Origin of the sequence: Methanobrevibacter sp. V74 (assembly GCF_963082495.1) — an archaeon.
GTDB lineage: Archaea > Methanobacteriota > Methanobacteria > Methanobacteriales > Methanobacteriaceae > Methanocatella.
Map to the genome: position 1 here is coordinate 21,777 of NZ_CAUJAN010000006.1, position 13,297 is coordinate 35,073.

General features: G+C 31.3%; 13 protein-coding genes. 3 read left to right on the forward strand and 10 right to left on the reverse strand.

Features of this window, described 5'->3' with window-relative positions:
• Positions 1 to 28: 28 nt before the first annotated feature.
• From Q9969_RS09970 to Q9969_RS09980, 3 genes are all read right to left on the reverse strand, one after another.
• Positions 29 to 1,045, reverse strand: a complete 1,017-nt coding sequence (locus Q9969_RS09970) for a putative sulfate exporter family transporter (RefSeq protein WP_305557369.1) — start codon at positions 1,043 to 1,045, stop codon at positions 29 to 31.
• A gap of 350 nt (positions 1,046 to 1,395) precedes the next feature.
• Positions 1,396 to 1,977: a ZPR1 zinc finger domain-containing protein gene (locus tag Q9969_RS09975; protein ID WP_305557372.1), complete on the reverse strand. Its 582-nt coding sequence runs from the start codon at positions 1,975 to 1,977 to the stop codon at positions 1,396 to 1,398.
• Positions 1,970 to 2,941 carry a 3H domain-containing protein gene (locus Q9969_RS09980; protein ID WP_305512633.1) on the reverse strand — a complete coding sequence of 324 codons (972 nt, stop codon included), beginning with the start codon at positions 2,939 to 2,941 and terminating at the stop codon, positions 1,970 to 1,972. The genes Q9969_RS09975 and Q9969_RS09980 overlap by 8 nt, the downstream gene beginning before the upstream one ends.
• A 368-nt stretch (positions 2,942 to 3,309) precedes the next feature.
• Here Q9969_RS09980 and Q9969_RS09985 point away from each other — a divergent pair, with 368 nt between their 5' ends.
• Positions 3,310 to 4,362 carry a DUF1611 domain-containing protein gene (locus Q9969_RS09985; protein ID WP_305557375.1) on the forward strand — a complete coding sequence of 351 codons (1,053 nt, stop codon included), beginning with the start codon at positions 3,310 to 3,312 and terminating at the stop codon, positions 4,360 to 4,362.
• A gap of 5 nt (positions 4,363 to 4,367) precedes the next feature.
• Complete coding sequence (sepF, locus tag Q9969_RS09990; RefSeq protein WP_305557377.1) at positions 4,368 to 4,907, forward strand: cell division protein SepF; 540 nt, start codon at positions 4,368 to 4,370, stop codon at positions 4,905 to 4,907.
• 16 nt (positions 4,908 to 4,923) lie between these two features.
• Here sepF and Q9969_RS09995 read toward each other — a convergent pair whose 3' ends face one another.
• Together Q9969_RS09995 and Q9969_RS10000 are read right to left on the reverse strand one after the other, a co-directional pair.
• Positions 4,924 to 5,826 (reverse strand): TDT family transporter, encoded by a 903-nt coding sequence (locus Q9969_RS09995; protein ID WP_305512629.1) that lies wholly within the window; start codon positions 5,824 to 5,826, stop codon positions 4,924 to 4,926.
• Positions 5,827 to 6,582: a TatD family hydrolase gene (locus Q9969_RS10000; protein WP_305512627.1), complete on the reverse strand. Its 756-nt coding sequence runs from the start codon at positions 6,580 to 6,582 to the stop codon at positions 5,827 to 5,829.
• Between the two features lie 309 nt (positions 6,583 to 6,891).
• Between Q9969_RS10000 and Q9969_RS10005 the strand changes: the two genes are divergently transcribed.
• Positions 6,892 to 7,677, forward strand: coding sequence for a transcriptional regulator FilR1 domain-containing protein (locus tag Q9969_RS10005; RefSeq protein WP_305512625.1), 786 nt, complete (start codon positions 6,892 to 6,894; stop codon positions 7,675 to 7,677).
• 8 nt (positions 7,678 to 7,685) lie between these two features.
• Here Q9969_RS10005 and glyS read toward each other — a convergent pair whose 3' ends face one another.
• Genes glyS through tfrB form a run of 5 tightly spaced genes read right to left on the reverse strand, consistent with a single transcriptional unit; the run spans position 7,686 to position 13,222 of the window.
• Positions 7,686 to 9,380, reverse strand: coding sequence for a glycine--tRNA ligase (gene glyS / locus Q9969_RS10010; RefSeq protein WP_305512624.1), 1,695 nt, complete (start codon positions 9,378 to 9,380; stop codon positions 7,686 to 7,688).
• 12 nt (positions 9,381 to 9,392) lie between these two features.
• Positions 9,393 to 9,980 (reverse strand): dCTP deaminase, encoded by a 588-nt coding sequence (gene dcd / locus Q9969_RS10015; protein ID WP_305512622.1) that lies wholly within the window; start codon positions 9,978 to 9,980, stop codon positions 9,393 to 9,395.
• Between the two features lie 21 nt (positions 9,981 to 10,001).
• Positions 10,002 to 10,829, reverse strand: a complete 828-nt coding sequence (locus tag Q9969_RS10020) for a 4Fe-4S binding protein (RefSeq protein ID WP_305557379.1) — start codon at positions 10,827 to 10,829, stop codon at positions 10,002 to 10,004.
• Complete coding sequence (locus tag Q9969_RS10025) at positions 10,826 to 11,734, reverse strand: TrmJ/YjtD family RNA methyltransferase (RefSeq protein ID WP_305557382.1); 909 nt, start codon at positions 11,732 to 11,734, stop codon at positions 10,826 to 10,828. The genes Q9969_RS10020 and Q9969_RS10025 overlap by 4 nt, the downstream gene beginning before the upstream one ends.
• A 12-nt stretch (positions 11,735 to 11,746) precedes the next feature.
• Positions 11,747 to 13,222 carry a fumarate reductase (CoM/CoB) subunit TfrB gene (gene tfrB / locus Q9969_RS10030; protein WP_305557385.1) on the reverse strand — a complete coding sequence of 492 codons (1,476 nt, stop codon included), beginning with the start codon at positions 13,220 to 13,222 and terminating at the stop codon, positions 11,747 to 11,749.
• Positions 13,223 to 13,297 lie beyond the last annotated feature (75 nt).

A 13,297-nucleotide genomic window follows, 5' to 3' on the forward strand; every position in this document is an offset into this window, starting at 1 on the left:
TACATTATTTTATATTTTTTTACTTATTTTACCAAAGTCCCATAAGATGTTGGGAGAATAGACTTACAGCAGTAATGGCTATCCAACAGGTTGCACCAAGAATTAATGGTTTTCCGCCAGTTTTAACAAGTTTTATAATATCGCTGTTTAATCCGATAGCTAACATTGCCATTACAATAAAGAATTTACTTAATTCTTTAAGCGGCATGAACAGATTTGCATCTGCACCAAAACTTATCGCAATAGTTGTTATAATTGATGCAATGATGAAATATGCAATAAACATGGGAAATGCATTTCTTAAACTAAATGATTCTCCTTCATTTTTCGTATTTCTAGCTTGTAATAATGAGAGAATTAATGTTATTGGAATGATTGCTAATGTTCTGGTTAATTTCACAGTAACTGCTTTGTCTAAAGTTTGGGTTCCAAGACCCCACATGTTATCCCATGTAGCTGCGGCTGCCGTAACGGAAGAGGTATCATTAATCGCTGTTCCAGAAAATATGCCAAATGCTTCTCCGTTTGTTGTTGAAAAACCTAACATTTTTCCCAGCATTGGAAATATTATCGCAGCTAGAACATTAAAAAAGAATATTATAGAAATTGACTGAGCAACTTCCTCATCATCTGCGCCAATAACAGGAGCAGCTGCTGCAATAGCTGAACCTCCACAAATAGATGATCCCACACCAACTAATACTGCAGTATTATAATCCATATTCATTAATCTTTTCATAATGATTGTTACAATTAAAGCTATTAGGATGGTTCCAATAATAATTGGAAGTGACTGTAACCCAGTAGCTACAATAACATTTAAATTTAATCCGAAACCTAAAAAGACAATAGCTGTCTGGAGAATATATTTGGAAGTAAAATTGATTCCTGTGGAAATTTCTCCTTTATCATTCCATAATAGGGATATAATCATTCCAAGAATAATCGCTATGATAGGCCCACCTATGATGGGGAATGCATTTCCTAACATCCATGATGGAATAGCAAAAGCTAAACAGATTACTACTCCATAAATTTTTATCAAGATTTACCATATTAATCACTTAAAGTTAATTTAAAAAATAAATTAGTTTAAACATTAATCGTTTATTTAGGTGATGCTATAAATAATTTTGGCTCTTTTAAACTTTAGTGATTTTTGATTGATATCGTACTTAATTTATTTCACGATAGGCGGTTTATTGGCGTTAAATTATAAAAATGCCTCCATATCCGAAAACAGTTTTTTGTTTAATGAAATCCTCCAAGTTTTTGAAAGTGGCAATATGACTTTGACAAAATATATTTAATCACAGAACAATATTTGCCCATATTGATTTTTTCATTTTTTCAGGATACCATAAAAAATATGTGCTGTTTTGTTTTTAATTTCAATCAAGTATCTTCAATGTAGCTGAAACCTGTTTTTAATTCACGCAATTCATCTTCAGGAATTTCTAAAATCTCAACATTGTCACTTACAATATTGCTTTGTCCAAATGGGTCAAGCATTATTAAAGTAGCATTTTCATTTCCATCTTTAAGCTCTTTAATATGATTCAAAACATCCAATCCGTTTTTTTGAGATTCATCATCTTCAAATAGATTCAAAGCTTTTTTAACCGCACTTTCAAAGCGAGTAAGCACTCCTTCAACATTAGTTACATAACCTTCGGACTTTGGACCGGGTTCAACTTTAATGCCAATTTCAGGAATAATTACAGTAGCAGATTGTGATCTAACTACTCTAATTGATAAATTATTCTTATTTATTTCAAGAATATATTTTGCAGGGTCATTTTGTTCCAAAGCTATAATGTCAGAGTGTTTAAATCCACATGAAGGGCACTTTATTGTTGTTTCCATGACTTTTCCAAAATGGGGTATTTCTATTTCTTTCATTATTGATTTTGCAACACCTTCAATGGAGCACACGGGACATTTAATAACCATTTCATTAATTGTTTGATCATCCATTTAAAACATATCCTTTTTCATTCAATTCTTTTATAATTTCATCGAGTTTTTTCTGATTTGAAGCGCAAATTGTTGTTTTCCTATATTCAGATAGCTTATATAATTCAGTCAAATATTCTTTTTTACTTTCATCTTCATTAATATTTTTAATAAACCTTTCAGCGGCAGTCCTATCATTAACATGAATGTTGCGACTTAATGGTTCTTTAAATCCTTTAATGTTATATGTAATTTTTTCGAGGCTTCCACTATTTTCATTGATTATTATATTTATGACGTCTTCTAATTCCTCAACTGTATTGATTAGGTTGATTGTTGCACATGATTTGTTGATTATTGATAATATTTTTTCTAAAGTTTTATCAATTGATTCTGCATTGATTATATGAACATTATTTGCTTTTGCTTGTAGCAGTAAGTGATTGTGAATAATTCTATTTTCTTTAAAGAAATCCAATTGTTTTCCACCTCGGTGTATCTGAATAGCTCTTTTTACAAATCTTTCTTTATGCGATTCCTCATCAGAGCTTAATACAAAAAAGTAGATGTTAGCGTAATCTTTAAATTGTTCTATATTTATTAATCCTGGGACTAGATGAACTCCTTCAATAACAATATCATCATAATCAGTAATTGCTCTTTGAATAATCTTTTCAAGTGCAGGAATGACATAGGAAGCATGATCGTCGAATCCTGCTGAAACCAATTCGTCATAACTTGTGTATCTGCTTTTATTTCTAATGTTTTTATAGGCATCGTAAGATGAGCTATGTAGTGCTGGAGCATACTCTTTACCAATAATGCCCCTTACCACCGCTCTTATAAAATCACTTTCGATTAAATGTTTGATATTCAATGTTTTTGCCAATTCAGCCGCAATGGTGGACTTTCCAATTCCCGATGCACTTCCAATTAGTATAACATAAGGTTTTCTTGTATCATTATTGGGGGTTTCATTAGTCATTATGATTATATTTGTAGTCTTATTAATAAAAATATATATTGGTTTTTGCATAATCCTAATTTTGAAATTAACTGTTTTAACTCAATTGAACGAAATAATATTGAAATTGTAAATAAATTTATTTTATTGCATTATAGTTGATTAAAAAACATTATATTTAAAAAAGCTATTTTTTTTATTAAAATATTTTTTTGATTATTTCCCATAAATGAACTTTTTTGCAAAAAAACATTATACTTTATTAATGTGAAATACTATACATTAATACTAATAACATTTTTTTAAAAATTATTTTTTTGAAAAATTTAATATTGATATGGTTAATTATTAGTTATAAGTTATAAATTATTAGAATAGGGGTGACATTATTGTATTCAGTAAAATCAGTTAAAGAAATTCAAGATTTAAATCCATTTGTTGTTGTTGGTTGTGGAGGTGGAGGAGAAAAATTCTCTAACCTTGAAGGCGTAGAAACAGTAGGTTTCATTGATGATGATGTTAAAAAACAAGGAAAACAGTTTTGCGGTCAAATTGTCTCTGGTAGTTTAGAAGAATGTTTAAAAGAGGCACCCAATGCCAAGTCCTTAGTTATCATGTTGCCTATTGGTGCTGAAGGCATTGCATTAAAATATGCCGTTCAGGCAATTGACGCAGAATTGAATGTAGTCACTTCATTTAGATCATTATCCATTGAGGAAAATCTATCTTTAAAGAAATTTGCTGATGCTAAAAATGTTGTTTTAAAAGAAATTAGTCCAAGATTAGATGTTGTTAAAAAAATAGCCGGTGTTGCCCCTAGAAAGTCATGTGAAGTTTTACCTAAAATATCTTATACTCCTAAAGCACCAGTAATCTTTGTTGGAGGAACCTCGCAGGAATGTGGAAAAAGAACAACTACTAAAATGCTTGGTTTAGCAAGTAGGGAAAGAGGATTAAATCCAGCAATTATATCTACTGATGAAATGGGTTTGGAGGAACCCACTGATTTTAATTTTAGAGTAGGAAGCTTATCTGCTATGGATGTACCATCAGCAGTTTTATCCGCTATTAAATATGTTGAAGATAGAAAACAACCGGATATTATTTTCATTGAAGGCCAATCAAGTTTAACTGAAAACGGAAATCCTCATCCAAGAGGTTTATCAGCGGCAATTCTAATAGGGGCTGCTCCTGATGCAGTGATTGTTGGACACAGGCCTAATCATCCCTACAGAGAACCTAAAGGAATTGAAGAAGAAATTAAAGCTATTGAGGCAGTTGAACCTACCAAGGTCGTTGGTCTTTCAATCAATCTTAAAAATGCTGATTTAGATATGTGTCCTGAATATTTTGAATCCAAATATAACTTACCTGCAGAGGATGTTTATAATAATGGCGCTTCCAAATTATTAGATGCAATAGTTGAATATCTAAAGGAGTAATTTAAATGAGTTTCAAAGATGACTTAAAAAGAAGCTTAGGCTTTGAAGAAACAGATAGTAACAATCAAAAACAAGGTTCCAGTATTTTCGATTCAATTCGTGATGCTTTAAAACCTAAAGAAAACCAGAACATGCAGCAAAATAATGCTCAACAACAGTATAGGCAAAATCCACAACAACATTATAGGCAAGCTCCTAGACCTGCCCAAGCCCATAATCCTCGTCCTCAACCAAAACCAACTCCAATTTATGATGATTTTGTAATTACTCCAGAACAATCTTTTTATGAAATTGTTTTAATTAGGCCGAAAACAATTGATGATATCAATTATGTTGTTGATCAGGTAATTGAAGAACAAAATCCTGTTATTTTGGATTTGTCTTTCTTGGAAAAGGAAAGTACGCCTAATTTTAGATTGGCTGGTGATAAAATCAAACAGATGAGATCTAGATACGGTGCTCAGGCATTATTGCTTTCACGTACAGATGATAAGAATTTAATTATTATTTCTCCTAAAAAAGTAAAAGTAATTAATAAAAATTAAGTAGATTAACTTCTACTTAACTATTTTTTAAAAAACCAATATATCTATTTGAGACATAAGCCACTATCATTATGGCTATTATAATTTCCGCTGTTAAAATACAATTTAAAGGAGTAGTTGAACCAACCACTTTTATAACTCCTTTTGTTGCAAGAGCACTTATGACAAATGGAAATGTAAATGCTGCAAAACTTGGATAGAAATCCAAATTCCTGTATTCTATTAATTTATAAAGTGCAAATATGTAGAATATACAGGATAGGCCATATAAAATCAGCAAGAAAGGGGTATTAATATTGGTTGTCGAATTTAAATATCCCACAATCAATATGCTCATTAATGCCGTGAAAATACATATCAAAGGTTTGTTCATAGGGGGAATTTCATCATGGATGAAGTATCTATAAATTACAAGGGGAGATGTTAATATCATTGATATAAATCCGATTAGGAAAAATATAAATCCGTGTGGTTGTGCATTGTGGGCAGGTGATGTGACGGCGGCCATTGTAATTCCAATAAACACTATCCAGTAGCTTGGATAGACTGTGGAAATATCAAAATTACATATGATAAAATGATAGGTAAAGTAAATCATTAGCATTAAATGTAATACAATTCCAATTATCCAGATAGCATATGCAATACTTGGCACAAAATTTATAATGTATGTAGATATAAGCATCACGCTCATCGAAAAAGTTCCAGAACTGCTTACAATTACAGGATTTTTAAAGTCTTGTTTAACATCCTCAAGGCATAAAACAACTTTCAAAATAATTGAAACTAATATAATAGCTCCAAAAAATCCAAATAAATGCCTTATATATGGATGTATGTCCTGTAGGAGATTTCCGAGTGAAAATAATGCAAGCATAAGTCCTGCAATTGGAATAGGTATTTTTTTTATAATGTTCACTTAAATCTTAAAATATTTTTGAGCATTTTTGAATGCCACTTTTTCAACTTCACTGTCCTTATAACCTAACCTTTTTAATTCACGAACAGTTTTTGGTACTGAAAGCGGATCTGAAGGTTTATTGCTCATATCACTATTTAATAAGAAATTATCAAATCCATATTCATCTAAAATTGATATTGCTTCTTCCTTATCCATTTTTTGAGGCTGTACTGTCAAACCGATCATATAATCGTTATCATAAACATCATCAATAATCTTTTGATTAACATGGTCAATAACTGCATTTTTTTCATCTAAATGCTCTGGAACAATATTTAAAATTACTTTTAAAACTTCTTCTTTGTTTTTTCTTGGTGTATGTATAATCACTTTGGTGTTTGTTTCATCTGCAATATCTAACTGCTTTTTAAAAATATCAATTTCTGAATCTGTTAAGTCTTCAAGACCGATTTCACCGATAGCTACGATATCCTTATTTTCTATCCATTTATATAAGTTTTCAAAGATGATTTCAGGATTTAAATTTGTATTTGTTGGGTGAATTCCTAATGCGACTTTTAAATCAATCCCATGTTCAGATGCTCTTTTTGTATCTAATTCCAGAATTCTGTTTAGATGATTTAATAAAATAAGTTCATGTTCTATTTTGTAAGGATAATAACTGCATGTTATTGCTTTGTCTATTCCAGATAGATACATATCTCTAAAATCTTCTCCACTTCTAGCATCTGCATGAATATGTGTATCAATCATTTTATTCACTTATGGCATTATGATTTTTAAATATAAACTTTTTATATAATATTTTAACCATAATGTTTATTAATTTTACTTTCCAAGTGTCGCATTTAAAAACGATGTATGGATTACTAAAAATATACAACATTGGTATTTGACTATCTTATTGTATTTTTTTTTTGAAAGATTGTTAAATATCATGGACATAACTGCACCAATCTGATATTTATTCAGTTTGCAAATTCACTTTTTCACATTTTCTCACTTCAGGAGATTTTATATTTTTTTAGTAATAAAAAATAATGATATAAGTAATACTTGTTGGTGATTAATTTGGAAAATAATGAAAACTATTTAAAAAGCTATGATTCGATTTCAGAAGAAGTAAAATACCTTGCAAATTCAATAATTAGATTAAAAATATTGGCAACATTATTTGAGTGTCCTTTAAATATGAAAGACATAAACAGTATCACTTCCTTAAGTTATAGTTCGATATCCAGTAATTTGCATAATTTAGAGCTAAAAGGACATGTGTACAGAGAGCACAATAAGTATTTTTTATCCAATTCCACTAAACTGAAAGTAAGGCAAGTATTAAAGTTAGGTAATTTGATTACTTTGTTAAATGAGTTCTTTAATATTTTGGATAAACATCTGGTTTGCATGATTCCTATTCACTCAATTGCTGAGTTATATTTGCTTAACAATGTCTGCCTTATTGAATCGGGTGGTGTGGATGCATATAAAATTTATAACTTCATTGAAAAATCATTGGATGATGCGGAAGAGGTTAAATGTATTTTGCCATTTTTCCATGAAAATTTCAACGATAAACTTAATGATTTGGTGAAGAATAACAAAAAAGTCGAAGTAATGGCTCCACTGGGTCTTTTTGAAGTCTTTGATGAAAAATCAGAAATTGAAAAATTATCTTTTTTCAGTAGTGAAAAGACATTCTTGTTAATCATTACAAACGAATCAATGATTTTAGGTCTTTTTAAAGAAGATGGTTCTTTTGATCAAAATAGATTATTGACCTCTAAAAATATCGATTCAATAAACTGGGCAAATAATCTATATGAAAATTTTAAAATTGAAAATAAATGAGTTAAAACTCATTTATAATATTTTTCTAAGTAATCGTTTAACTCATCAATCGGAATTCTTTCTTGAGCTTCACTGTCTCTGTCTCTTACAGTCACTTGATTGTCTTCTAAGGTATCAAAATCAACTGTAATTGCAAGAGGGATTCCAATTTCATCGGCTCTAGCATATCTTTTACCAATAGTTCCACTCACATCATATTCCACAGTAAAACCGGCCATCCTTAAAGTTTCAGTTAACTCCTGAGCTATTTTACGCAGGCCTTCTTTATTGAGAAGTGGGTAAATACCCAGTTGGATAGGGGCAATTGATTTATTAAATTTAAAGTAATCTTTTCCTTCTGTTTCAGTAAATGAATGCAATAAAACAGAATAAGTAATACGATCAATACCAAATGAGGGTTCAATAACGTGGGGAATGATTTTTTCACCAGTTATTTCTTCTTCAACATCTTCGAAAATGAGCAAATCTTCGCTTACTTCATAAGTTTTATCTAATTCTACAGTAAATTTCCCTTCATTTTCAATTGCAGCTTTAATATCCTCTACATCCGTATCTTCAATTGCTTGTTTTATTTTTGGAGAATTTCCTTTAAATATTGGTCCGAATTTAGATAAATTAGGTTTAACAATTGTTTTTTGAACTTTTTTAGGTTCGTCATATTCAATAAATACATTTAATTCATCATTACTGTATTTAGAGTGTGAAGATAAATCATAATCTCCTCTATCAGCTATTCCGATTATTTCAACCCATCCATATTTATCAGTAAAAACTTCAACGTCCCAGCAATCTAGTGCATAGTGGGCCATTTCTCCCTTTAAATGTTGTCTGAATCTTAAAACATCTTCAGGAATACCAATTTCAGTTAAAAATTTACGGGCTAAATATAATTGATAAATCAACATTTCATTAGCTACAATTCCTTTATCTAATGCTTCACGAGCAGTAATTTCCAAAGGTTCTAAGTTGTTTTCCTGAACTTCTTGTGAGTTTAAGCGCAAAACTACATTTTCAATTTGTGAAAATTTAGGATGTGTTTTATTTTTAGGATTTAAAAAGATTTCCGCTTCTGCTTGTGTGAATTCTCTAAGCCTAATTACTCCCTGTCTTGGTGAAATTTCATTTCTGTATGCTTTTCCAAGCTGAACGGCTCCAAATGGCAATTTTCCTCTGAAAAATCTTTCTAAACGTTTAAATAAAATAAAGATTCCTTGTGCAGTTTCAGGTCTCATGTATCCTACTTTATCTCCTTTTGCACCAATTTCAGTTTTAAACATTAAATTGTAATTCCAAATTTTGGATAATTTTCCTTCACAATCTGGACAGGTAATGTTGTTGTCAATAACAATTCGGTCAAGTTCTTCATTTTCTAAACTTTCCACATCTTCTCCAATGGCATCTTCAATAATGTGGTCTGCTCTGTAAACTTCTCCACAACTTTCACATTTACACATTGGGTCTGTAAAGTTATCAACATGTCCTGATGCTTTTAAAACTTCTTTTGGCATTACTGTAGGGCCTTCGATTTCGTAAAATCCTTCACCTGAAACGTATTGTTTTCTCCATTTCTGCATGATATTATTTTTAAGGCTCGCTCCAAGAGGACCATAATCTGTAAAACCGGATACTCCAGAGTATATCTCAAAAGAAGGCCATAAAAATCCTCTTTTTGCACTGATGTTTGACATCTTATCATGATTCATAAAATTTAACTCCTATTCTTTTTTTAATTCATAATCTAGCTTAACTCTACTACTCTCCGGGCGGGTTTGACCCATGTATTTACTATTTCTATCTGGATGTCCATAAGGCAATTCAGAAGGCGTTGTCATTGTTTCAAAAACAATTTGACATACTCTTTGACTGGGGTATAAAGCAACAGGCATTGCGCCGATGTTAGATATCTCTAAAGTGATGTTGCCTTCAAAACCAGGGTCAATAAAACCTGCAGTCACATGCATTGTAACACCTAGTCTGCCCATGCTTGAACGACCTTCTACTCTTGCAACAAGGTCATCAGGCACTTTAACATACTCTAAAGTGGTAGCTAAGGCAAATTCGTTTGGGTGAATTATAAATGCTTCCCCTTTTCTAACGGTTGTTGATTCCATATAGGAATCGATATCTTCTTCATCTTTCGGATCAATATAAGGTTTTCTAATTACTTTAAATACTTTAAACTCCTCTCCTAATCTCATGTCAACAGAGGATGGTTGTATTTGTTTTTCATCTAAAAGTGGTTCAATTTCTATTTTGCCTTCTTTCAAATATTTTTTTATAGTTTTATCACTTAAAATTGCCATATTTTCACACCAGTTATGTTTTCATTCTTTTATTTCAAGTAAATTATCAATTCTATTAACTACTCTGTCAATAGTTTCATCAGTGTAGTTGATTGTTATAGCATCAAATTTACACACATTAACACAAAGGCCGCAACCTCTGCAGATATCATAATCAATAGAGATGTTATTATCTTTTAAACTTATTGCCTGAAACATGCAAACTTCATCGAGACACTTTTTACACATTTTGCATTTATCTTCATGAAGTTTTACTTCAACGCCCTCAAGTTTCTCTAATTTATCACTTATTGAATCATCTAAATTAGGATATACTTTCCATAAACAACAACATGGACAACAATGACATATTGTCAATAATCCTTTTGTAGGTTTAATATTCATCCAAATAGTGTCAATTTTATTTCTTCCAATAATATGGCTCAAACCAGCAGCATCTGCTTCATCAACTTGAGTTAAAGCTTCTTTTACTGTTGCCTTTCTACCAATATGGCTTGGAATTTTATTTGCTGTTGGATCTAAGAATATGCAACCTATGTCTTGAGGATAATCGCTACATCCGTTTGAAGTTCTGCAAAGACAGGTGTTCATAATAACAATGTCTCTGCAACGTCTAATCACATCTTTAATAACTTCAGTAGGTAAAAATTCAGAACCTTCTGATTCTATTTTCTGATTTACGTTTATAGTATTGGGTATAACAATGATTTCATCATCTTCAAAAAGAGTTTTGTCAATGATGTTTCTATATATATTTGATTTTTTAGTAATTTCAGCTATCCAAAATCTCCAATTGAATATATATTTAAGGGCAAATCTACTGATATCTACAAATCTAGGCAGCCTCATTGTTCACCAAGTTTATTTTTCAATCGTCTTAAAATCCCATTCAGAGTATGTGTTTCACGTCCAGTAATAAATGCACGTGATATTATATTATTAAAAGTCTTTTTACCATTTCTTTTTTTATGTTCGGGAATATTTAAGGAATCTATTAACTCATTCATATTCTTTTGCAGATATTCTTTTTCTAAAGAACTACTTTCCTTCAGTCCTTCTACACCAAATTCATGCTTATTTTTAAACAATTCATAAAATATGATTGCAGCCGCATGTGATATATTCATTATTGGATAAGTGGGATCGGTTGGAATGGAAACACAAATGTCACAGTTTTCAATTTCTTCATTTGTAAGTCCATTTCCTTCTCTTCCAAATAATATTGCTATCTTATTTGAAACATTCATTGATTTGCCAAGTTCTTCGGGTTTAATTGGAATTCTTGATAGATTATAACTTCCTCCCGCCATTCCGGTTGAAGCGACTTTAAAATCGATTCTCTGTGATTGGTAAAAACTATCTAAACTTGGATAAATTTTTGCATTTTCTACAATGTATTTTCCATGTGTCGCCTGATAATATGCTTCGTTTGTTAATGTTGGAGGATTAATTAAAACCAAATTCTTCAATCCAAAGTTTGCCATGGTTCTTGCAAGAAAACCAATATTTCCAGGAGTTTCACATTCCACAAAAACAATGTAAATGTTGTCTTTAAAGAGGTTTATTTCCTTTTTTTCCGGGTCTCTTATGAGTTTAACTCTTGCAGTACCTCGGGATTGTTCAGTTGACTTGGATTTTTTCTTCGAAGTTGATTTTTTCTCAGGTTCATTTTTTTCCTTGTTTTCACTAGAAGACATTGTCGTTGTTTCAACTACTTTTTCTTCACTTACAGCAGCATCTCCTATTTCAATCAACTCCTATTTTAACTATTCATATGCTTTATCTAATAATTCAAGTATGTGCAATGATTCAATATTTCCACAATCCATGGCATCTAAACCATCTCTTAGGTTTAACTTACAAAACGGGCAAATAGTTATAACTGCATCAGCACCAGTATCTTTAATCATTTTCGCTTTTGATTTTGATAAATCCATTGCTATTTCAGGCCTACCAGATTTTATTCCTCCTCCAGCACCACAACATTGGCAGGGATAAAGCATTTCTTCAAATTCAACACTCGGAATCATTTCAATAATTTCCCTTGGTTGGTCTTTAATTCCCTGACCTCTTCCTAAGTGACATGGGTCATGATAAGTGACTTTCATATCTACTGGTTTTAACTTAGATGTGTCAATTTTATCTACCAGAAATTCGCTAATGTCCATAACATTTAATTTAGAACCAAATTCTGGATGATTATTTTTTAAAGTGGCTCCGCAACCGGAACAAATGGTAATTATTGTATCATAGTCTTTGAAAACTTCTTTATTTATATCAACGAGGTTTTGAACAATGTCTGTCTGACCTGTCCTTAGGAGTGGTGAACCACAACATACTTGTCCTTCAGGAACATCAATGTCAATGCCATTTTCTTTCAATATTTTAACTAATTTATGGCCGGTTTCAGAGAATTTGTAATCAACCATACATCCTGTAAAGAACGCTATCTTTGAACCGGTATAATTTTCAACTTCTTCAATAAATGAAGGGTTATCTGTTTTAATTGATCTTCCGGTTTCTAAAATATTTTCTTTAAATCCAACATGCTCTGGAAGCGGTCCTGAACCATTTGCAACAGCAATAGCTCTCATTTTTTCAATGGCGTCACCAAAGGTATTGATATTTTTAGGACAAACTGCTAAACATTTGCCACAGCTAGTACAGTTATATAATCCTTCATCAATGGCTTCTTTAAGCCTGTCATAGTTATCTCTTGAATCGGTTTCAAACTTTCTGATGTATCTCATTAGGTAAGGTCCGCCAAATTCGGCTGTTGCAATATTGACAACCGGACAGGTAGAATAGCATGAATAGCATTCAATACAACTTCTAACTTTTTTAGTTTCTTTTGAATCTTCTTTACTTATGCTGGTGTCAAGTTCATCAGATGTGTGATTGCATTGAAGAGATAGTTCCAACTCTTTAACTTTTGCCTCAATGCTAGATTTATCCACAATTAAATCTTTAACGACTGGAAAATTAAGAGGTTCAATAATAGCGCCGTTTTTTATTTCTTTTTGACAAGCTAAAGCACCGTTTCCGTTAAATAGGATCCCGCAGGATCCACATTGGCCTGCTCTACAGGAACTCTGAAAACTAATGTCTGCCTCGTATTTTTCATTAATAGCTTGTAGTGCATCAAGAACTTTCATATTAGGTGTTTGCTCTATCTCATAACACTCTAAATGTGGTTCTGTATCGGTTTCACTATTAAATCTTGAAACATAAATTTTTATCATCATCTCCCCTCCAAAATTGTAAGCTTATAAAACATTATAATATAATATTTATACCTTAAACTATTATATAATATA